Source organism: Micromonospora sp. LZ37 (assembly GCF_059359015.1).
In genome coordinates this window covers 207,773-228,350 of sequence record NZ_JCADBL010000010.1, presented here as the reverse complement: position 1 = coordinate 228,350, position 20,578 = coordinate 207,773, and the positions used below count along the sequence as shown (strand labels likewise).

At 75.4% G+C, this 20,578-nt stretch carries 18 protein-coding genes and 2 riboswitches; of the genes, 11 read left to right on the top strand and 7 right to left on the bottom strand.

The window, feature by feature from the left end; translation table 11 throughout:
• Positions 1–53 precede the first annotated feature (53 nt).
• On the top strand, positions 54–551 hold the full coding sequence (locus AC5L3Z_RS21305; RefSeq protein ID WP_494844493.1) for a hypothetical protein: 498 nt from the start codon (positions 54–56) through the stop codon (positions 549–551).
• Between the two features lie 230 nt (positions 552–781).
• Here the strand turns inward: AC5L3Z_RS21305 and AC5L3Z_RS21300 are convergent, their stop codons facing one another.
• Complete coding sequence (locus AC5L3Z_RS21300) at positions 782–1,375, bottom strand: GNAT family N-acetyltransferase (RefSeq protein ID WP_494844491.1); 594 nt, start codon at positions 1,373–1,375, stop codon at positions 782–784.
• Positions 1,376–1,451: 76 nt separating this feature from the next.
• Between AC5L3Z_RS21300 and AC5L3Z_RS21295 the strand changes: the two genes are divergently transcribed.
• Positions 1,452–2,474 carry a tyrosine-type recombinase/integrase gene (locus AC5L3Z_RS21295; protein WP_494844489.1) on the top strand — a complete coding sequence of 341 codons (1,023 nt, stop codon included), beginning with the start codon at positions 1,452–1,454 and terminating at the stop codon, positions 2,472–2,474.
• Between the two features lie 7 nt (positions 2,475–2,481).
• On the opposite strand, the gene AC5L3Z_RS21290 is transcribed toward AC5L3Z_RS21295, so the two are convergent.
• Positions 2,482–3,561 carry an SRPBCC family protein gene (locus tag AC5L3Z_RS21290; protein ID WP_494844488.1) on the bottom strand — a complete coding sequence of 360 codons (1,080 nt, stop codon included), beginning with the start codon at positions 3,559–3,561 and terminating at the stop codon, positions 2,482–2,484.
• Between the two features lie 112 nt (positions 3,562–3,673).
• A riboswitch (ZMP/ZTP riboswitch) is annotated at positions 3,674–3,750 on the top strand.
• A gap of 13 nt (positions 3,751–3,763) precedes the next feature.
• On the opposite strand from AC5L3Z_RS21290, the gene AC5L3Z_RS21285 reads away from it, so the two are divergent.
• The gene (locus AC5L3Z_RS21285) at positions 3,764–4,654 is read left to right on the top strand and encodes a bifunctional 5,10-methylenetetrahydrofolate dehydrogenase/5,10-methenyltetrahydrofolate cyclohydrolase (RefSeq protein ID WP_494844486.1); all 891 of its coding nucleotides are present in this window, start codon (positions 3,764–3,766) and stop codon (positions 4,652–4,654) included.
• A 61-nt stretch (positions 4,655–4,715) separates the two neighbouring features.
• Here the strand turns inward: AC5L3Z_RS21285 and AC5L3Z_RS21280 are convergent, their stop codons facing one another.
• The gene (locus AC5L3Z_RS21280) at positions 4,716–5,495 is read right to left on the bottom strand and encodes an endonuclease/exonuclease/phosphatase family protein (RefSeq protein WP_494844484.1); all 780 of its coding nucleotides are present in this window, start codon (positions 5,493–5,495) and stop codon (positions 4,716–4,718) included.
• Between the two features lie 199 nt (positions 5,496–5,694).
• Between AC5L3Z_RS21280 and AC5L3Z_RS21275 the strand changes: the two genes are divergently transcribed.
• The 3 genes from AC5L3Z_RS21275 to AC5L3Z_RS21265 all read left to right on the top strand — a co-directional run bounded on the left by AC5L3Z_RS21275 (position 5,695) and on the right by AC5L3Z_RS21265 (position 9,001).
• The gene (locus AC5L3Z_RS21275; protein WP_494844482.1) at positions 5,695–6,468 is read left to right on the top strand and encodes a sulfite exporter TauE/SafE family protein; all 774 of its coding nucleotides are present in this window, start codon (positions 5,695–5,697) and stop codon (positions 6,466–6,468) included.
• Positions 6,469–6,498: 30 nt separating this feature from the next.
• Positions 6,499–7,332, top strand: a complete 834-nt coding sequence (locus AC5L3Z_RS21270) for a GNAT family N-acetyltransferase (RefSeq protein WP_494844480.1) — start codon at positions 6,499–6,501, stop codon at positions 7,330–7,332.
• Positions 7,333–7,426: 94 nt separating this feature from the next.
• Positions 7,427–9,001 carry a VWA domain-containing protein gene (locus tag AC5L3Z_RS21265; RefSeq protein ID WP_494844478.1) on the top strand — a complete coding sequence of 525 codons (1,575 nt, stop codon included), beginning with the start codon at positions 7,427–7,429 and terminating at the stop codon, positions 8,999–9,001.
• 46 nt (positions 9,002–9,047) lie between these two features.
• Here the strand turns inward: AC5L3Z_RS21265 and def are convergent, their stop codons facing one another.
• On the bottom strand, positions 9,048–9,557 hold the full coding sequence (def, locus tag AC5L3Z_RS21260) for a peptide deformylase (protein ID WP_494844476.1): 510 nt from the start codon (positions 9,555–9,557) through the stop codon (positions 9,048–9,050).
• 50 nt (positions 9,558–9,607) lie between these two features.
• A complete protein-coding gene (locus AC5L3Z_RS21255; protein WP_494844474.1) occupies positions 9,608–10,372 on the bottom strand; it encodes a TetR/AcrR family transcriptional regulator in 765 nt (254 codons plus the stop codon).
• Positions 10,373–10,449: 77 nt separating this feature from the next.
• Here AC5L3Z_RS21255 and AC5L3Z_RS21250 point away from each other — a divergent pair, with 77 nt between their 5' ends.
• Genes AC5L3Z_RS21250 through AC5L3Z_RS21235 form a run of 4 tightly spaced genes read left to right on the top strand, consistent with a single transcriptional unit; the run spans position 10,450 to position 15,792 of the window.
• The gene (locus AC5L3Z_RS21250; protein ID WP_494844472.1) at positions 10,450–11,403 is read left to right on the top strand and encodes an ATP-binding cassette domain-containing protein; all 954 of its coding nucleotides are present in this window, start codon (positions 10,450–10,452) and stop codon (positions 11,401–11,403) included.
• A complete protein-coding gene (locus AC5L3Z_RS21245) occupies positions 11,400–12,212 on the top strand; it encodes an ABC transporter permease (RefSeq protein WP_494844470.1) in 813 nt (270 codons plus the stop codon). Before AC5L3Z_RS21250 ends, AC5L3Z_RS21245 begins: the two co-directional genes overlap by 4 nt.
• Complete coding sequence (locus AC5L3Z_RS21240; RefSeq protein ID WP_494844468.1) at positions 12,209–14,956, top strand: SCO1167/SCO6262 family helicase; 2,748 nt, start codon at positions 12,209–12,211, stop codon at positions 14,954–14,956. The genes AC5L3Z_RS21245 and AC5L3Z_RS21240 overlap by 4 nt, the downstream gene beginning before the upstream one ends.
• Entirely contained in the window at positions 14,953–15,792 is an 840-nt protein-coding gene (locus AC5L3Z_RS21235; RefSeq protein WP_494844467.1) for an SWIM zinc finger family protein, read from the top strand. Before AC5L3Z_RS21240 ends, AC5L3Z_RS21235 begins: the two co-directional genes overlap by 4 nt.
• Before the next feature lie 103 nt (positions 15,793–15,895).
• On the opposite strand, the gene AC5L3Z_RS21230 is transcribed toward AC5L3Z_RS21235, so the two are convergent.
• Positions 15,896–17,095, bottom strand: coding sequence for a chorismate-binding protein (locus tag AC5L3Z_RS21230; protein ID WP_494844465.1), 1,200 nt, complete (start codon positions 17,093–17,095; stop codon positions 15,896–15,898).
• Between the two features lie 123 nt (positions 17,096–17,218).
• On the opposite strand from AC5L3Z_RS21230, the gene AC5L3Z_RS21225 reads away from it, so the two are divergent.
• The gene (locus AC5L3Z_RS21225; protein ID WP_091306916.1) at positions 17,219–17,419 is read left to right on the top strand and encodes a DUF5999 family protein; all 201 of its coding nucleotides are present in this window, start codon (positions 17,219–17,221) and stop codon (positions 17,417–17,419) included.
• Positions 17,420–17,548: 129 nt separating this feature from the next.
• Here the strand turns inward: AC5L3Z_RS21225 and gcvP are convergent, their stop codons facing one another.
• Positions 17,549–20,371, bottom strand: coding sequence for an aminomethyl-transferring glycine dehydrogenase (gcvP, locus tag AC5L3Z_RS21220; RefSeq protein ID WP_494844463.1), 2,823 nt, complete (start codon positions 20,369–20,371; stop codon positions 17,549–17,551).
• A 73-nt stretch (positions 20,372–20,444) separates the two neighbouring features.
• Positions 20,445–20,542: riboswitch (glycine riboswitch) on the bottom strand.
• Positions 20,543–20,578 lie beyond the last annotated feature (36 nt).

The following is a 20,578-nucleotide window of genomic DNA, read 5'->3' as shown; positions in this document are numbered from 1 at the left end:
GGCGGCGAGATCGGAATCCGCAGGGCAGGCTGCTCACCCTGTTCGTCCTGGGGTTGATCGCCGGCGGCCTGCTCAGCGGGGTGGTCCTCGGGGCGCTCTCCGGGTTGTCGGCGCCGCTGCCGGCCTCCTGGCGGTACGCGCTCATCGTGGCGGTGGCGCTGCTGGGGGTGCTCCGGGAGACCGAGGTGGTGGCTTTCCCACTGCCGCAGAACGCCTCGCAGGTGCCGCAGGACGTGCTGCGGCACAGCCCTCGCCGCGGCGCACTGCGATTCGGATTCGAGCTCGGCACCGGCGTGCGTACGTACGTGTCGGCCACCGCCCCGTACGTGCTCGCGGTCGCGGTCTTCCTCGGCGGGCAGCGCCTGCAGGTCGCCGCGCTCGCCGGTGTCGGTTTCGGCCTCGGGCGTGCCGCGACCCCGCTCATCCGCCGCGCTTCCGGGGCGGTCGAGGGTTGGGACGCCGACCTGGGCACCTGCCTTCGCACCATCGCCGTGGCGGGGTGTGCCGCGCTCGCCGCCGCCTTCGGCCTGCTCTTCCTGCACCAGTTGTAGTGGCTGCGCGGGGGAGCTGGACGGTGCCGCATCGTCGACGCGACGCGGGCGCCTGATCGTCTCCACCCGTCAGGTCCAGCGCGTGACCTGGCAGGGGCAAGGATCGTCAGCGACGCACCGGCAGCGGGCGGTCCAGGATGGAACTGCGCCTCGCCGCGACGAGCCCGGTTCAGCAGGCCCTCGGCCCACCCGAGCTTCATTCGATAATGCACATTATGTCAAGTAAGGCGTTATGGGGCCTCCTCCGGAAGGGGTCGGTCGGTGGCGAGGCGGGAGTGCAGGTGCATGTCGTGCCACCCGTCGGCGTGCCGGCCCTCGCCCCGCTTCGTGCCCTCGGCGGCGAAGCCGGCGCGCATGGCCACCCGGCAGGACGCCGGGTTCGCCGTCGAGTGCGACAGCTCGACCCGGTGCAGCCCCAACGTGGCGAACGACCACCGGGTCAGCGCGGCCAGCGCCCGCCCGGCGACGCGCCGACCACGGGCGTGCGGCAGCACCCAGTACGACACCTCGGCCAGGCCCTCCACCAGGTCGACCCGGCGCAGGCCGATCTGCCCGGCGACCTGCCCACCGTGGAGCACGGCCCAGCCGGCGCCGGTCTCGGCGCGCCACCGCCGCGGCCAGCCGGCGATCCAGTCACCGGCCTCGTCGTCGGTCATGGACCGGCAGTGCCAGCGCTGGATGGCCGGGTCGGCGTAGGCGGCGACGACGCTCGGCCGGTCCGCGGGCCGCCACGGCCGCAGCACCACGCTCTCGCCGTGGATCTCCGGCTGGGTCAGCGCCGCCATCGCGCCGGGCGGCACGGCGGGCGTGGCGAGTGACGGCATGCGCCGACTGTAGGGCGAGGCTCCTCCCCTTCTCCGCCCCTGGCCACGAACCCGAAAAAGCTGCATAATATCCCTTATGCATGACAAACAGGACGAATCGGTTGAGCGCCTCATCGAGGAGTTCCTGACCGCGCGGGCCACCCGCAAGCCCTCCCCCCACACTCTGGAGGCGTACCGGCGGGACCTGCGCACCGTCGCCGCGCTCGTCGCCGCGGACGCGACCCCTCCCCTCCCCCTCGACGCCCTGATGATCACCGCCCTCTCCCCCCGCGTCCTGCGGGCGGCGTTCGCCCGGTTCGCCGCTGACCGGGCGGCCTCCTCGGTGCACCGCGCCTGGTCGAGCTGGAACAGCTTCTTCACCTTCCTGGTGGCCGACGGCGTGGTCGCGGGCAATCCGATGCCGGCGGTGGACCGTCCCCGCGCGCCACTCCCCCGGCCCAAGCCGTTACGCGGCGAGGGCACCCCGGAGGAGCTGCTGGCGTCGGTGGCCCGGGAGGACGAGCGGCAGCGTGACCCGTGGCCGGAGCGGGACCTGGCGGTGCTCGCGCTGGCGCTCTGCGCCGGGCTGCGCCTGTCGGAGCTGCTGGCGTTGCGGGTCTCCTCGCTGTCCGGGCGGCCCGGCGAGCGGCGGGTGGACGTGGCGGGCAAGGGCGGCCGGCCCCGGGTGGTGCCGGTGGAGCCGGAGCTGGACGCGGTGCTGGTCGCCTACCTGGACAGCCGGGGCCGCCGGTTCGGCTCGCGTACGGTCCGGCCGGACTCGCCGCTGCTGGTGGACCGGCGCGGTGAGCCGCTGCGCCGAGGCGGGCTGCAGTACCTGGTGGACTCCTGTTACCGGCGGGCGGGCATCGTGGACCGGGTGCCGGCCGGGGCGCGGCTGCACGCGCTGCGGCACACGTTCGCGACGCGGTTGGCGGAGGACGGGGCGAGCGCGGCGGAGATCATGCGGCTGCTGGGGCACGCGTCGTTGGCCTCGTCGCAGACGTACATCGAGGTCACGGCGGGTCAGCAGCGGGCGGCGGTGCGGTCGAACCGGACCCACCGCGCGCTGGCGGGGCTGCTGCCGGCCGGCCGGGTGCCTCGGGGTGGGCCGGCCGGGTGAGCGGTGGTCACAGGCCGGCGCACGGGTCGTCGCCGACGGTGCAGCTCTCGGGCGCCTTGGCGCGGGTGTCGGGGTCGCGGACGTCGAAGGTGAACGTGCGTGACCGTCCGGCGGGTACGGGTGGGCCGGTGAAGGTGACCGACCGTCCGTCCTGCCGCCAGTCGGCCCCGGTGGCGCTGCTGACCCTGCCGGCGTCGGAGAGGGTGAGCACGACGGTCCAGTTCCGGGCGGTGGTGGCGCCGGCGTTGTCGAGGGCCACCTCGCCGCGGTAGCCGAAGATCCGGGTGGCGGTGGTCTCGTAGCGGGCGGTCACGGCGGCGGTGGTCGGGGTCGCGCCGGTGCGCGTGGGCGGGGGCGTCGCGGTGCGGGTACGGCTCGGGCGGGCGGTGGTCGGCTCGGCGCCGCGGGTGGGGCGTGCGCCGGGGGTCGCCCGGGGTGGGCGGCTGGTGGGGGTCGCGGCGCCCGGTGGTGGCAGCAGCGGGTCGGGTCCGGCGGTGTGCTCGGGGGTGCCCGGCAGCAGGGCCCAGACCGTCGCGCCGGCGGCGAGCGCGGCGACGGCCGCGGCCGCGATCAGGGCGGCGCGACGGCGGCGCGCCGCGCGGGTGTCGTCGGGTGGCGCGATGACGGGTAGTTGGGCGGTCGGCCTGTCCACGGCGCGTCGCAGGTCGACCTGCTGGAAGGCCAGCCAGTCGAGGATGGCGGGCAGTCGTCCGGTCAGGGCCTGCTGGTAGTACCGCTCGCGGCGGTCGCGGTCCTCGGTGGACCAGGTGCCGGGTTCCGTCGTTTCCCGGACGGTCAGTTGGCTTCCTTCGGCGGTGGGGGTGATCGTGCAGGTCAGCAGGGTGCGCCGGTCGCCTTCCTGGCAGCGCAGCACCAGCAGCTCCGGTTCCCGCCGCTCGGTGACCTGGGCGTCGACGGCGGCGGTGAAGCCGGGCAGTCCGGCGGTGTGCAGCAGCAGGCCTCCGGCGGTCTGGGTGACGGTGCCGGTGTCGGTGAACCAGCGGGCGAGCAGCTGCGGGTCGGTCAACGCGCGCCAGACCCGCTCGCGGGGGTGGGAGAGGTGGGCCTGTGCGCCGATCTCGATCACGGCGAGACTGTACGGCTTCGGCCCGGCGGCCGGGGGTCGGCCCGGGCGGTGACCGCCGGCGGCCGGCGGGGCGTCGTTTCCCCCGGTCGGGGGCGGTGTGGCAGGCTGGGGGTGGACGCGACTGGCGGCACGGGGATGGGTGAACCATCGGGGAGCTCGTCGCGGGGGTCGACCGCCTGGGCCTCCGCGGACGAGGTGAGCCATGTCCGCTTCCACTTCCCCGACGACGACCACGGCCCGGCTGCTGCCCGGTAAGCCGGTGGCGGAGCAGATCCTGGCCGAGGTGGCCGAGGGTGTGACTGCGTTGCGCGCGTCGGGTGTGACGCCCGCGTTGGCGACGGTGCTGGTGGGTGACGATGACGCCAGCGCCGGGTACATCCGGATCAAGCAGCGGCAGGCCGCGGAGTTGGGTTTCGCGTCGCCGCACGTGCACTTGCCGGCGTCGGCGTCGCAGGCGGATCTGCACCGGGTGGTGGAGGACTTCAACGCCGACGCCGGGGTGCACGGGGTGCTGGTGCAGCATCCGATCCCGGGGCATCTGGACTACGACCGGGCGTTGCAGGTCCTCGACCCGGACAAGGACGTCGACGGGATGCACCCGATGAACATGGGTCGGTTGGCGTTGGGGTTGCCGGGTCCGTTGCCGTGCACGCCGGCGGGTATCGAGGCGTTGCTGGCGTACCACGGGGTGCCGGTGGCCGGGCGTGAGGTGGTGGTGCTGGGTCGGGGGGCGACGCTGGGGCGGCCGTTGGCGATGTTGCTGGCGCAGAAGCGGGCGACGGCGAACGCGGCGGTGACGGTGGTGCACACCGGGGTGGCGGACTGGCCGCGGTACACGCGGCGGGCGGAGATCCTGGTGGCGGCGGCCGGTGTGCCGGGCATCGTCCGGCCGGAGCATGTGCGTCCGGGTGCGGTGGTCGTCGGCGGTGGGGTGCGCTACGAGGGGCGGCGGCTGCTGCCGGACGTGGACGAGTCGTGTGCGGAGGTGGCGGGGGCGATCACGCCGCGGGTCGGTGGGGTGGGGCCGACGACGGTGGCGATGCTGTTCCGTAACGCGTTGCGGGCGGCGCAGCGGGCGGTGGGGCGCGACTGAGGTCGGGCCCGGCTCGCGGTCGGCGGCGTTCGCGGGCCGTCGGCCGTGGGCTGGGGCCGGGTCAGCCGAGGTCGACCACGAGGGGGCGGTGGTCGGAGATGGTCGAGCGGGGGGTGGTCACGGCGGTGACCGGGGGTAGCCGGTCGCTGCCGTGCCGGTCGGCGAGGATGTGGTCGAGCTGTACCCGGGGGTCGGCGGCCGGGTAGGTGGGGCGGCGGCCCAGTGGGCGCCATCCGGTGAGCAGTCGGGCCGGTCCGGCGGGCAGGTTGAGGTCGCCGAGGAGGATGCGCGGGGCGGGCAGGGTGCGCAGCGCGCGGACGACCTGGCGGAGCTGGTGGGCGTTCCAGCCGGGGACGAAGGACAGGTGGGTGGCGGCGACGGTGAGTGGGCCGTGCGCGGTGTCCAGGACGGCGGCGAGGACGACGCGGGGTTCGTCGCGCAGGAGCATGAGCCCGCCGCCGGGGCCGGGTACGTAGATCGGGGATCGCACGGGTGCGGGTTTGAGGCGGGTGACCTGCCAGGAGCGCACGGGGTGGCGGCTGATCAGGCCGACGCCGTAGCAGGGTTCGCCGTGGCCGTCGTCGTCGTGGCGCAGGGGGCGGAACTGCTCGCCGGGGGTGCCGACGACGGCGGCGGCGAAGCGGTGTTCGGGGGCGCCGAGGGCGCGGGCGGCGAGGGCGGTGAGGTCGAGGTTGCCGCTGCGGGACTGGTCGCGGTCGACCTCCTGGAGGGCGAGGACGTCGGCGTCGAGGGCCTTCACCGCGGCGGTGAGGCGGTCGGGGTCGACCAGGCCGTCGGTGAGGGACCGGCCGTGCAGCAGGTTGAACGTCGCCAGGCGCACTCCTGCACCCTACGTCCGCGTGGCACAGTTGCCCGATGGCCAAGGCGTTGCTCTGTTCGGTGCTGTTGTTCGTCGTGTTGGCGTGGGCCGGGTTGTGGCTGCGCCGGCGGCGGGGTCGCTGACCGTGCCGGCGGGTGGGCGGTGAGGTGGGCCACTGGGTGGCGCGGCGGGCTGTGGCGGGTGGGCAGAATGGCGCCCCATGGATCCCGTGTCGCTGACCACCCTGCTCGCCGCGGCCGCGCTGGCCGGTTGGGTCGACGCGGTGGTGGGTGGGGGTGGGTTGCTGCTGTTGCCGGCGCTGCTGGTGGCCGCGCCGGGGGTGCCGGTGGCGACGGCGTTGGGCACGAACAAGCTGGCGGCGATCTTCGGTACGTCGACGGCGGCGGTGACGTACGCGCGTCGTACGAAGCTGGACTGGGCGGTGGCGGGGCCGTCGGCGGGGTTGGCGGTGCTCTTCGCCGGGCTGGGGGCGGCGTTGGCCGGGTCGGTGCCGGCGGGGGCGTACCGGCCGGTGGTGCTGGTGGTGCTGGTGTCGGTGGCGTTGTTCGTGGTGTTCCGGCCGCGGCTGGGTGTGGTGGCGGCGCCGTCGCGGCGGACCCGGGCGCGGGTGCTGCTGGCGGTGGCGGTGGCCGGGGTGGGTATCGCGCTGTACGACGGGTTGATCGGTCCGGGTACGGGCACGTTCCTGGTGGTGGCGTTCACGGCGCTGGTGGGGGCGGACTTCCTGCACGGCTCGGCGATGGCGAAGGTGGTCAACGCGGGCACGAACCTGGGGGCGTTGGTGGTGTTCGCCGCGACCGGGCACGTGTGGTGGCTGCTGGGTGCGGCGATGGCGGTGTGCAACGTGGCTGGGGCGGCGTTGGGCGCGCGGATGGCGTTGCGCCGGGGCGCGGGGTTCGTGCGGGGGGTGCTGCTGGTGGTGGTGCTGGGCTTGGTGGCGAAGTTGGGCTACGACCAGTGGCTGGCCGGCTGAGCGTCGGCCCGTCGAGCTGACAGGCGGTGGGTGAGGGTGCCGGTCCGCGCCGAGCACGATCGGGAGGTCCTGGCCGCGTTGCTGCGCCGTGACCCGGTGCTGCACGCCTATCAGCTCGGCGACCTGGACGACTTCTTCTGGCCGTACACCTCGTGGTTCCGGCGGGGCGAGCAGGTGGCGTTGCTGTACCACGGGGTGCAGCCGCCGGTGCTGCTGGCCTTCGCCGCGCCGGCGGACCTGCCGGAGTTGGCGGCGTTGGTGGCCGAGTTGGCCCCGGTGCTGCCGGCCCGGCTGTACGCGCACCTCTCCCCCGGTCTGGAGACGGTGTTGGGTCGCTGGTACCGGGTCGGGTCGGCGGGTGCGCACCATCGGATGGCGCTGACCGACCGGGCCCGGCTGGCCGGGGTCGCCCCGGCCGGTGATGTGCTCGGGCGGGGCGACCTGCCGGGGCTGCGCGCCCTCTACGCCGCCGCGTACCCGGACAACTGGTTCGACGAGCGGATGCTCGACACCGGGCAGTACGTCGGGGTGCGGCGCGACGGTGAGCTGGTCGCGGTGGCCGGGGTGCACGTCTACTCGCCGACCTACCGGGTGGCCGCTTTGGGCAATGTCACCACCCATCCGGCGGTGCGCGGGCAGGGTCTGGCCGCCTCTGCTGTCGCCGCGCTGTGCGGCCGGCTGTTGGCCGAGGTCGATCATGTCACGCTCAACGTCCGGTGCGACAACCTGGCCGCGGTGCGCCTGTACGAGCGGCTCGGGTTCACCCGGGTCGCCGACTTCGGTGAACACACGCTGACCGTTCTGGATCGCGCGCGGCAGTCTGCCACGTCCAGCAGCCACGCCGGGTCAACTACCCGACCCTGACCGGGCCCTGTGTCGGACCGGTGGGAGCCCTCCGGCGGCCTAGCGTCTCCTGGCAGAGGCCGCGTCGTGACGCGGCGGAGCTGAAGGAGCACACATGGCAATGACAACAGGACGGCACCGACGTCGGTGGGCGCTCGTCGCCGCCACCGCGTCGGCGCTCGTCACCGTGGCGGCGACGCCGGCCGTCGCGGCGCCGGGTGTCGACCCGGCGAGCGTGGACACCGCCGCGAACCCGGGCACGTCCATTCCGATCAGCAAGGTCGTCTCCACCCCGCCGATCCCCCCGAAGCCCGACATCGTGCTGCTGGTGGACACCACCGGCAGCATGGGCGGGGCCATCGCCACGGTGCGGACCAACCTGCAGCAGGTCATCGACAACGTGCGGGGGGTGCAGCCGGGCGCCCAGTTCGCGGTGGCGTCCTACCGCGACGAGGGTGACGGCGCGGAGCTGTTCCGGGTACGCCAGGACCTGACCGGCGACGCGGCGGCCCTGCAGGCGGCGGTCAACGGCCTGGCCCCCGGTGGTGGTGGGGACGCGCCCGAGGCGTGGGTGAACGCGCTGTTCCAGGTCTCCGACGGCGCGATCGGGTACCGCTCCGGCAGCAGCCGGCTGGTGGTGCTGGTCGGTGACGCGCCCAGCCACGACCCGAGCGCCGGGCGCACCCTGGCCCAGGCCACGGCGGCGTTGCAGGCCGACGAGGCCAAGGTGCTGGCGGTCAGCGTCAGCGGCGGCGCCGGTGGCCTCGACGCCACCGGTCAGGCCACCGCGGTGGCCGCGGCGACCGGGGGTCAACTGGTCGCCAGCACCCCGGAGACGGTCACCGCGGCCATCCTCAGCGGTCTGCGGGACCTGGACGTGACGGTCACCCCGACGGTGACCTCCTGCGACCCGGGGCTGACGGTCACCTTCGACGCGGCCTCGCGGACCCAGCAGAGCGGCACCGACGTGCCGTTCGCCGAGACCATCACGGTCGCGGCGGACGCCCCGCAGGGCGCCACCCTGCACTGCACGGTGGACTTCCTGCTCAACGGCCTGCCCGGCGGGCCGGCGTTCGTCGAGCAGATCACCGTGAAGGTCAACGACGTCACCCCGCCGGTGGTGGTCGTGGACGACCGGACCGTGGAGGCGACCAGCCCCGCCGGGGCGGTCGTCGACTACCCGGCGTCGGCGACGGACAACGTCGACGGGCCGCTGACGCCGACCTGCGTGCCGCCGTCGGGCGGCACCTTCCCGCTGGGCGCGACGTCGGTGACGTGCACCGCCACCGACGCGGCCGGCAACGTGGGCAGCGACACCGCGACGATGCGGGTGGTCGACACCACCGCCCCGGTGACCGGGTGCGTGCCGACGAACAACCCGAGCGGGGGCAACATCCCCGGCTCGTACAACCCGGACGGGTTCTACGAGCTGGCCTCGACCGACGTTGTCGACACGGCGGTGGCGGTGTGGATCGGTGACAGCGCCGACCCGTCGGTGAAGTTCGGCCCGTTCCCCGCCGGCACCAAGATCAAGCTGGTGCAGGCGCCGGGTGCCCAGTCCAAGGTCAAGGACGGCACCGGCGACATCGACTACAAGGTGACCCTGCGCGGTGACGCGGTGATCACCGGAGTGGACGACTTCGGCAACAGCTCCACGGCGACCTGCCTGGTGGCCCCGCCGCCGAAGTGACCGGTGGATGAGGGCGTGGGGGCGGCCGTCGGCCGCCCCCACGTCGTCAGCGGGGTCGGCTGGGCGAGTCGAACCGGCCGGCGCGGATCTCCCGCAGCGCCCGGCGCCGGACGTCCCCGGCGAGGGTGTCGACGTAGAGGCGGCCGGCCAGGTGGTCGGTCTCGTGCTGCAACGCCCGGGCCAGGAATCCGCTGCCGGAGATGGTCAACGGTTCGCCGTGCCGGTCGAGGCCGTGCACGGTGGCGTGCATCGCCCGGCGGGTCGGGAAGTACAGCCCGGGGATGGACAGGCAGCCCTCGTCGTCGTCCTGGCTCTCCTCGGACAGCTCGATGGTGGGGTTGATCAGGTGGCCGCGGTGGCCGTCGGCGTCGTAGACGAACACCTGGGCGCTCACCCCGATCTGCGGGGCGGCCACCCCGGCCCGGCCGGGCGCGCCCAGCAGGGTGTCCATCAGGTCGTCGACGAGTTGCTGCAGTTCGGCGTCGAAGCTGGTCACCGGTTCGCAGGCGGTGCGCAGCACGGGATCACCGATGATCCTGATCGGGCGTACGGTCATGCCCGAAAGGCTATCGGCGCGTTACCGCCGGCGTGGGGCCGGCCCGCCGGTCACTCGGCGGCGCGGCCGGCGACCAGGGCGGCGACCCCGTCGAGGAGCCGGGCCAGACCGAACTCGAAGGCCCGCGCCGGGTCGGAGGCGGCCTGGTACTCCTGGCCGGCGGCGCTGCCCACCCGGGCGGCGGTGGGGAAGCGTCGGGGGTCCATCGCCTTCTCCAGGTAGGGGGCGTGGGCGCGCCACCACTGCTCCTCGGTCATCCCGGTGCGCTGGGCGGCCTGGGCGGCCTCCACCGCGCCGCGGACCGCCCCGTGGACGTAGGAGTCGACCAGGGTGACCACGGCGTCCATCTCGAGGTCGGTCAGGCCGATGCCCTCGACGGCGCGCAGCTCGTAGTCGTAGCGGGCGATGACGTGGGGGCCCAGCGGCGGGCGGGTGGTGGCGACCTGGAGCAGCCACGGGTGGCGCAGGTAGAGCGCCCAGTTCTCGCGGGCGATCTGCTCCAGGCGTCCGCGCCAGCCGCCGGGCACGTCGTCGGGGCGGGCGGTCTCGCCGTGGACGGTGTCGAGCATGACGTCGAGCAGTTCGCCCTTGCCCGGGACGTGGGTGTAGAGGGACATGGTGCCGACGCCGAGCCGTTCGGCGACCCGGCGCATGGACAGCGCGCCGAGCCCTTCGGCGTCGGCGAGCTCGATGGCGGCGCGCACGATCCGGTCGACGCTCAGGTCGCCGCCCTTGCGGCTGGTCTTCTCCCGGGTACGCCAGAGCAGCGCGAGGCTGCGCGCGGGGTCACCGGTGCCGCTGTACTCGACGCTCACGACCGCCACCCTACCGTCCCTCGTACCGTATGGTGTACGGTACGCCGCACGGCAACATCGGGAGAGGGGACGGACGCGTGAACGCACCGGTCATCGACGTCGAGGGACTGCGCAAGCGCTACGGCGACACCGAGGCCCTCGCCGGGGTCGACCTGGCCGTTGCCGCCGGCGGCGTCTGCGCGGTGCTCGGGCCCAACGGCGCCGGCAAGACCACCCTGGTGCGGATCCTGACCACCCTGCTGCGCGCCGACGCCGGGACCGCCCGGGTGGCCGGGCACGACGTGCGCCGCCACCCCGAGCGGGTACGCGCCGACATCGGCCTGGTCGGCCAGCGGACTGCCGTCGACGAGGTGCTCGGCGGCCGGCAGAACCTGATCCTCTTCGGCCGGCTGCACCACCTCTCCCCCGCCCGCGCCCGGGCCCGCGCCGACGCGCTGCTGGTGCGCTTCGGGCTGACCGAGGCGGCCACCCGGCCCGTGCGGACGTACTCCGGGGGGATGCGCCGCCGGCTCGACCTGGCCGCCGCGCTGATCGTCGACCCGCCGGTGCTCTTCCTCGACGAGCCCACCACCGGCCTGGACCCGCGCGCCCGCGCCGAGGTGTGGGACGCCGTGCGCGCGCTCGTCGCCGACGGCACCACCGTGCTGCTCACCACCCAGTACCTGGAGGAGGCCGACCAGCTCGCCGACAGCGTCCGGGTCGTCGACCACGGCCGGATCGTCGCCGCGGGCAGCCCCGAGGAGCTCAAGTCCGCCCTCGGCGGCGACCGGGTCGACGTGGTGCCCCGCCACCCCGGCGACCTCACCCGCGCCGCCGAGCTGATCGGCGCGGCCACCGGCGGCCCGGCCCGCGTCGATGCCGACCGCACCCGGGTCAGCGTCGCCGTCACCGACCGGGTCGCCACCCTCACCACGGTCCTGCGCGCGCTGGACGACGCCGGCCTGGCCGCCGCCGACGTCGCCGTGCGCCGCCCCACCCTCGACGAGGTTTTCCTGCACCTCACCGCCGACCGGGAGCAGGTGCCCGCATGACCGCGCCAACCATGCCGCTGACCCGGGCCCGCTGGGCCCTGACCGACACCGCCACCCTCACCGGACGGGCCCTGGCGCACTGGGCCCGCCAACCCGGCCCGGTCCTCGTCACGCTGCTCTTCCCCGTCCTGCTGGTGCTGATGTTCGGCTACCTGCTCGGCGGGGCGATGGCGGTACCCGGCGGCGGGAACTACCGGGAATTCCTGCTGCCCGGCCTGTTCACCATGACGATGCTGTTCGGCGTGGAGGCCACGTACACGGCGGTGGCCACCGACGCGGACCGCGGGGTCACCGACCGGCTCCGGACCCTGCCGATGGCCCGCAGCGCGGTGGTGGCCGGCCGGGCCGTGGCCGACCTGCTGCACTCGCTGCTGGCGCTGGCCGTCATGCTCGGCTGCGGCGCCCTGGCCGGCTGGCAGTGGCACCTCGGCGCCGCACGGGCACTGGCCGCGGTAGGGCTGCTGGTGCTGCTGCGCACCGCGATGATCGTCGCCGGGGTGTACCTGGCCCTGCTGCTGCGCTCTCCCGAGTCGATCGCGGCGCTGCAGATCCTCGTCTGGCCGCTCAGCTTCGCCTCCAACGCCTTCGTCGCCCCCGACACGATGCCCGGTTGGCTGGGGGCGGTCGCCGCCTGGAACCCGCTGTCGGCCACCGCGGCGGCCTGCCGGGAACTGTTCGGCAACCCCGGCTGGGGCGGCGGGTCGTTCCCCGCCGAACACGCCGTCGCTTTGGCGGTGGCCTGGCCGCTGCTGATCGTCGCCGTGCTCGGCCCGCTGGCCGTGCGCCGCTGGCAGCGGCTCGACCGGTGAGCGTCGACGTCGCGCCGGTCACCGCCCGCCCGGTCGGCCGGTACCCGATGACGTACGCGCCGGCCGACCCGCCCCGCGCCGGCGCGCTGCTGATCTGGGACGACCACGGCGACCTGCCCGACATCGGCGTGTCTGGGCAGGTCACCCTGGCCACCCCGCCGGCCGGCGCGCCCCGGCCCGTGCCGGTCCGCCGCGTCGGCGTCGCCGACGCCGTGGCGCTGCTGCTGGCCCTCGACGGCCCGACGCACCCGGCGGCGGCGTTCTGGGCCGCCGCCGCCCGCACCGCCCTGCACCTGTGCGCCCGGGGGCTGCTGCTGCCCACCGTCACCGCCGCCGGCCACGACGCCTGGCGGGTCGGTCCGCTCGGCGAGGCCGCCGCGGCCCGGCTGCGGGAGCTGGCCGCCGCCATGCCGCCGCACGCCCGCGCCCTGCCGCCGCCGGGCCGTGCACCGGGGTGGCTGCCCGATGCGCAGCGGCTGCTGCGCGACTTCCTCGACGCGGTCGCCGACACCCTGCCGCGTGGCGACGCCGGGGACACCCCGTGGGCGGGCACGACCGGCGCCCGGGTGCCGCGGCTGCGTGACTGGGCCGAGCGGGTGGCCGCCGAGGCGGAGGCGGCCGTGCGGCTGTCGCTGCGCCTGGAACCGCTCACCGACCCCGACGGCCCGTGGCGGGCCGTGGTCCAGGTGCACCGGCGCGCCGACCCGACGCTGCTGACCGACGCCGCCGCCCTGTGGCGCGGCGCGGCGCCGGGTTTCCCGGCCGCCGCCCGCGACGCCGCGCTGCTCGCCCTGCGGGAGGCCGCCGACCGGTGGACGCCGCTGGCCGGGCTGCTGGACCGGGCGGTGCCCGACGCGCTGGTCCTCGACGACGACGAACTGGCCGACCTGCTCGCCGGCGGCGCCGGGCGGCTCGCCGACGCCGGGGTGCCGGTGCACTGGCCGGCCGGGGTCAGCCGGGAGCTCACCGCCGGCCTCCGGCTGCGCGCGCCCCGGGCGTCGACCCCGTCCGGTCTCTTCAGCGACCTGGACGAGCTGGCCCTGGACTGGCGGCTGTCGCTGCGCGGCGAGCCGCTCACCGACGCCGAGCTGCGCCTGCTGGCCGAGGCCCGCCGGCCGGTGGTGCGGCTGCGCGAACACTGGGTGCTCATCGACCCGGACCTGGCCCGCCGCGCGCGGCGGCCCGCGTCGGCGTCGCTGCCGCCGGTGGCGGCGCTGCGGGCCGTGCTCACCGGCGCGGCCACCGTCGACGGCGTGGAGGTCCCGGCCCACGCCGAGGGCACCCTGGCGGAGGTACGCCGGCAGCTCACCGGCGATCCACCGCCGGTGGACGTGCCGGCCGGCCTGGCCGCCGGCCTGCGCGACTACCAGCGGTACGGGCTGCGCTGGCTGGCCGCCCGCACCGCGCTGGGCCTCGGCGGCTGCCTCGCCGACGACATGGGACTGGGCAAGACGGTCACCCTGATCGCCCTGCACCTGCACCGGCAGGCCACCCCGGGCACCGCCGGGCCCACCCTGGTGGTCTGCCCGGCCTCGCTGCTGGGCAACTGGGAACGGGAGATCACCCGCTTCGCCCCCGGCACCCCGGTGCGCCGCCACCACGGCCCGGGCCGCACCCTCGACACGGTCACCGACGGGTTCGTCCTCACCACCTACGCCACCCTGCGCCGCGACGTCGAGCGGCTCGGCCGGCGGCGCTGGCCGCTGCTCGTCGCCGACGAGGCCCAGCACGTCAAGAACCCCGCCGCCGACACCGCGCGGGCGTTGCGCGCGATCCCGGCAGCCGCCCGGGTCGCCCTGACCGGCACCCCGGTGGAGAACGACCTCACCGACCTGTGGGCGATCCTCGACTGGACCACCCCGGGCCTGCTCGGCCCCCTGGCGCCGTTCCGGGCCCGCTGGGCGCGGGTGGATCCCGGCGATCCGGCCACCGGGGAGCTGGCCCGCCTGGTCCGGCCGTTCCTGCTGCGCCGGCGCAAGAGCGACCCGGGCATCGCCCCGGAGCTGCCCGCCAAGACCGAGACCGACCAGCCGGTCGGGTTGACCGCCGAACAGGCCGCCCTCTACGAGGCGGTGGTGGCGGAGCTGCTCGACGCGATCGCCGCCGCCGACGGGCTGGCCCGCCGCGGCCTGGTCGTCAAGCTGCTCACCGCGCTCAAGCAGATCTGCAACCATCCGGCGCACTACCTGCGGGAGACCACCTCCCGGCTGGCCGGCCGCTCCGGCAAGCTGGACCTGCTCGACGAGCTGCTCGACGCCACCCTGCCCGCCGGCGGGTCGGTGCTGGTCTTCACCCAGTACGTGGCGATGGCCCGGCTGCTGCACCGGCACCTGCGCGAACGCGGCGTCGACGCGCTGCTGCTGCACGGTGGCCTGCCGGTGGCCCGGCGGGAGGAGCTCGTGCGCCGGTTCACCGACGGGCAGGCGCCGGTGTTCCTGCTGTCGCTGCGGGCGGCCGGCACCGGGCTCAACCTGACCCGCGCCGACCACGTGGTGCACTACGACCGCTGGTGGAACCCGGCCGTGGAGGACCAGGCCACCGACCGGGCCCACCGGATCGGGCAGACCCGGCCGGTGCAGGTGCACCGGCTGATCGCCGAGGGCACCGTCGAGGACCGCGTCGCGGCGCTGCTGGCCGGCAAGCGGGAACTCGCCGCGGCGGTCCTCGACGCCGGGCCCGGCGCCCTCGCGGCGCTCGACGACGACGACCTGGCCGACCTGGTACGACTGAGGAGCCTCGGATGACCGCGCGTGGCTTTCCCGCCTTCGCACCCGGACCGGCGCGTCGACCCCGCGGCCGCTGGGGCGTCGGCTGGGCCGACGCGCTGACGCGGTCCGCGCTGGACCTGCGGCCGCTGCGCCGGGGTCGCCGCTACGCCGCCCGGGGGCACGTCGGCCCGATCACGGTCAGCGCGGGCCGGGTCGCCGCCGCCGTGCACGACGGCGACCCCGAGTTGGCGCACCGCACGGTGGTGCGGGTGGACCCGCTGCGCCACGGCGACTGGGAGCGGCTCACCGCCGAGCTGGCCGACCGGTCCGGGTGGCGCGCCGCGCTGCTGGCCGGAGAGCTGCCGGCCGACCTCGGCGCCGCCGCCGGGGTGGCGCTGCTGCCCGAGCCCGCGGAGCTGCTGCCGGAGTGCGACTGCCCCGACTGGGAGCACCCGTGCGCGCACGCCGCCGCGCTGTGCCACCAGGTGTCCTGGCTGCTGGACGCCGAACCGCTCCTGCTGCTGCTGATCCGCGGCCGGGACCCCGGCGCGCTGACCGGCGCGGCCGGGCGGCACGCCACCGCCGGTGCGCTCGAGCGTCGCGACGGTGCCGCAGCGCCGGCCGACGGGGAGCCGGCCGGCGAGGCGTACGCCCGGGTCGTGCCGCCGCTGCCGGCGCCGCTCGGGGAGCCGTCGGCACCGGAGGCGCCGCCGTCGCTGCCGGCGGGTCCCGGCGTCGACCCGGACGCGCTCCGCGCGCTGGTGGCCGCGGCGGCGGCCCGGGCGGCGCAGCTGCTGTCGGTCAGCGCTGCGCCGCGCCGTCCCGGTACGCCCGGGGCGACCGCCCACACGCCGCCCGGAACGCCCGGCTGACGTAGGCCTTGTCGGGGAAGGCCAGCGATCGGCTGGCAGGGGGGTCGGCGGGGTGCGCTGCCGGCGCCGCTCCTGGCGCCCGCCGGATCCGGCGGGGGGCGGGTCAGTCGGCGGCGAGCAGGGCCCGCACCGGGGCGGCCTTCGCGGCGGCCTCGGCGACCTCCGCGGCCGGGTCGCTGTCCCAGGTGATGCCGCCCCCGGCCCACAGGTGCAGCCGGTCGGCGTCGGCCGCGGCGGTGCGGATGGTCAGTCCCAGGTCGAGCCGGCCCGGCCCGACCCAGCCGAGGGCGCCCATGCCGGCGCCCCGGCCGACCGGTTCGAGGGCGGCGACCTGGTGCAGCGCGGCGTGTTTCGGCGCCCCGGTGACCGATCCGCCGGGGCAGACCGCGCGCAGCAGCGCGGCCAGGCCCAGCCCGTCGGCCAGCGCCGCGGAGACGGTCGACTCGGCCTGCCACAGGTCGCACCAGCGGCGCACGGCGAACAGCTCGTCGACCCGTACCGAGCCGGTGCGGGCCACCCGGGCCAGGTCGTTGCGCTCCAGGTCGACGATCATGATGTGTTCGGCGCGTTCCTTGGCGGAGGCGAGCAGGTCGCGGCGGCCGGCGGCGGTCGCCGGCCGGGTGCCCTTGATCGGCCGGGTGAGCACCCGGCCGTCGGTCACCTCGACGAGCGTCTCCGGTGAGGCGCAGCCGATCATCCAGCCGTCGCCGCGCAGGGTGCCGCCGTAGCGGGCGCCGGGCAGCCCGGCGAGTCGGGCGAGGGCCGGTCCGGGGTCGCCGGTGTAGCGGGCGGCGGCGTGGCCGACGACGTTGACCTGGTAGACGTCGCCGCGGCCGATGGCGGCGCGCACGGCGCGCACCGCGGCGGCGTGTTGCCGGGGCGTCCAACTGTCCTGCCAGTCCCCCAGCCACCACCGGCCCCGCGTCGCGGGGGTCAGGTGTGGCTCGGGAACCCGGGGGGCGTGGCCGTAGACGACCACGGCCAGCTCCGGCAGCGCCGGCGCGGGGTTCGGCGCGCCGGTAGGCCCGCCCGCCATCAGGGCGCCGGCGGCGGCGGAGACGTAGAGGGCGGCTCCGCAGACGCCGGTGGGGTCGTGCGCGGCGGGCCGGGTCAGGTCGGTGACGGGGAGTCCGTGCGCGGTGAGGAACTGCTCGGCCAGCGCGGCGGGGTCACCGCCGTCGGTGGGCCGCCACTCGTAGCGGGCGCGTTCGACGAGCACGCTGCGGCAGGACGCCGGCACCGCCGGTACGTCGATCAGCGGGTGTGGGAGCGTTTCCACGCCGTCCGGTCCAATCTGACTCATCCGTTCAGCGGATTTCCGGGAAACATGACGGATGCCTGCTCGATGCGGCGCGGTATCGCTTGGTACTGTGCGTCACTGGTCATGTGAACCATGACACAGTGCCCCCACAGTCCGGAGAACCCGATGTGCCAGCACCTACCCACCTGCCCCTCCGCCGAGGCGACCGACCGGGAAGCCGCCCGCGTCCTCGCCTGCTTTCCTGAACAGGGCTGGAGCCTGCTCTGCAACGGTGTCATCGTCTTCGAGGACACCGGTGAGCTGCTCCCCGACGGCAGCACCATCGCCCCGCACCGCGGCCCCGCCCGGCACGCCCTCGTCGCCTGAACGAACACGCTCCGTAACAACGGCTGGTCACCGCGGACCAGGCTAGTCCCCCGGACCGGGACCGCCCTCCCCAGGATCCCGCCGGCCCGGGGCGGCGACGAACCGCCGCCCCGGCACCGCGTCACCGCCTCAGTCCTCGAACGCCTCCGGCGACGGGCACGAGCAGACCAGGTTCCGGTCGCCGTACGCGCCGTCGATGCGCCGCACCGGCGGCCAGTACTTGCCCGCCCGTTCCGTCCCGCCCGGGTACGCCCCCACCGACCGCGGGTACGGGTGCGGCCACTCGTCGCCGGCCACCATCGCCGCCGTGTGCGGGGCGTTGGCCAGCGGGTTGTCCCCGGCCGGCCACCGTCCCGACGCCACCTCGTCGATCTCCGCGCGGATGGCGATCATCGCCTCGCAGAACCGGTCCAGCTCGGCGAGGTCCTCGCTCTCGGTCGGCTCCACCATCAGCGTCCCCGCCACCGGGAACGACATCGTCGGCGCGTGGAAGCCGTAGTCGATCAACCGCTTCGCCACGTCGTCCACGGTCACCCCGGTCGCCTTGGTCAACGGCCGCAGGTCCAGGATGCACTCGTGCGCGACCAGGCCCTTGTTGCCGGAGTACAGCACCGGGTAGTGGTTGCGCAGCCGCGCCGCGACGTAGTTCGCGGCCAGCACCGCCACCCCGGTCGCCCGGGCCAGCCCCGCCGCGCCCATCATCCGCAGGTACGCCCACGGGATCGGCAGGATCCCCGCCGAGCCGTACCGGGCCGCGGAGATCGCCGGCCGGCCGTCGACGTGCGCGGCGGACGGGTCGCCGGGCAGGAACGGCGCCAGGTGCGCCCGCACCGCCACCGGGCCCACCCCGGGGCCACCGCCGCCGTGCGGGATGCAGAACGTCTTGTGCAGGTTCAGGTGCGACACGTCCGCCCCGAACTTGCCCGGCTTGGCGAAACCGACCAGGGCGTTGAGGTTCGCCCCGTCGACGTACACCTGGCCGCCGGCGTCGTGGACCTTCGCGCACAGCGACGCGATGCCCGTCTCGTACACCCCGTGCGTGGACGGGTAGGTCACCATGATCGCGGCCAGGGCGCCCCGATGCTTGTCGATCTTGGCGTCGAGGTCGACCAGGTCGACGTTGCCGTCGGCGTCGCAGCCCACCACGACCACCCGCATGCCGGCCATCACCGCCGACGCCGCGTTGGTGCCGTGCGCCGAGGACGGGATCAGGCAGACGTCGCGGTGCCCGTCGCCCCGGGACGCGTGGTAGGAGCGGATCGCCAGCAGGCCGGCCAGTTCACCCTGGGAGCCGGCGTTGGGCTGCACGCTCACCGCGTCGTAGCCGGTCACCTCCGCCAGCCACCCCTCCAGCTGGGAGATCATCTCCCGGTAGCCGGCGGTCTGCGCCTCCGGGGCGAAGGGGTGGATGTGCGCGAACTCCGGCCAGCTGACCGGCTCCATCTCGGTGGTCGCGTTCAGCTTCATGGTGCACGACCCGAGCGGGATCATGCCCCGGTCCAGGGCGTAGTCGAAGTCCGACAGCCGCCGCAGGTAGCGCAGCATCGCCGTCTCCGAGTGGTGCGTGCGGAACACCGGGTGGGTGAGGAAGTCACTCGTGCGGGCCAGCTCCGCCGGCAGGGCCGCGTCGCCGTCGCCGTCCAGGGCGGGCACGCCGAACGCCGCCCACACCGACTCCAGGTGCGCCCCGGTGGTGGTCTCGTCGCAGGAGATGCCGACCCGGTCGGCGTCGACCAGCCGCAGGTTCACCCCCCGGTCCGCGGCGGCCGCGACCACCTCGGCCGCCCGACCCGGCACGGTCGCGGTGACGGTGTCGAAGAACGCGACGTCGGCGACCTCGACGCCGCCGGCGCGCAGCCCGGCCGCGACCCGCGCCGCCATGCCATGAGTACGCCGGGCGATCTCCCGCAGCCCGTCCGGGCCGTGGTAGACGGCGTACATGCCGGCCATCACCGCCAGCAGCACCTGCGCGGTGCAGATGTTGCTGGTCGCCTTCTCCCGCCGGATGTGCTGCTCACGGGTCTGCAACGCCAGCCGGTAGGCGGGGTTGCCGTCGGCGTCGCGGGACACCCCGACCAGCCGGCCGGGCAGCATCCGCTCCAGGCCGGCCCGCACCGCCAGGTAGCCGGCGTGCGGCCCACCGAAGCCCATCGGCACGCCGAAACGCTGGGTGGTGCCGGCGGCGATGTCGGCGCCGATCTCCCCCGGCGGGCGCAGCAGCGTCAACGCCAGCAGGTCCGCCGCCACGGTCACCAGCGCCCCCACCGCGTGCGCGGCCTCGACCAGCCCGGCGTGGTCCCGCACCGCACCCGACGCCCCCGGGTACTGCAGGTGCAGGCCGAAGAACTCCGCCGGCAGCTCGTCGTGCGCCACGTCGAGCACCCGCACGTCGATGCCGAGCGGCTCCGCCCGGCTGGTGATCACCGCGATGGTCTGCGGCAGGGCGTCGGCGTCGACGACGTACACCGGGCTCTTGACCTTGGACGCGCGGCGGGCGAGGGTCATCGCCTCGGCCGCGGCGGTGCCCTCGTCGAGCATCGAGGCGTTCGCGGTGGCCAGCCCGGTCAGGTCGGTGACCATGGTCTGGAAGTTCAGCAGCGCCTCCAGCCGGCCCTGGCTGATCTCCGGCTGGTACGGCGTGTACGCGGTGTACCAGGCCGGGTTCTCCAGCACGTTGCGGCGGATCACCGCCGGGGTGTGCGTGCCGTGGTAGCCCAACCCGATCATCGACACGGCGACGGTGTTGCGGGCGGCCAGGGCGCGCAGCTCGGCCAGCGCGTCGTGCTCGCTGGCCGGCTCCGGCAGGTCGAGGGTGCCGTGCCAGCGGATCACCTCGGGGATCGCCGCGTCCATCAGCTCGTCGATCGAGCCGTGGCCGACGGCCTCCAACATGCGGCGCTCATCGTCCGGGTCGGGGCCGATGTGCCGGTCGGCGAACTGCTCTACGGTCATGGGGGGCGCTCCTGCAGGGGCGAGGTCGACGGGTCGGCCTCCCCCTGAGTCGCGCGCGCGGCGCTCCACAGTGCCTGCCCACGTGGTCCTTTTGCCTGAGAGGTTCCGGGGAGAATCTGCCCCTTCGGCGCCGCCCGGGTGCTGCTGGGCGGTCTCTCCCACGTGGGTGGTACCGGCATGGTCAACGCTACCAGCGTGCCGGTTCCC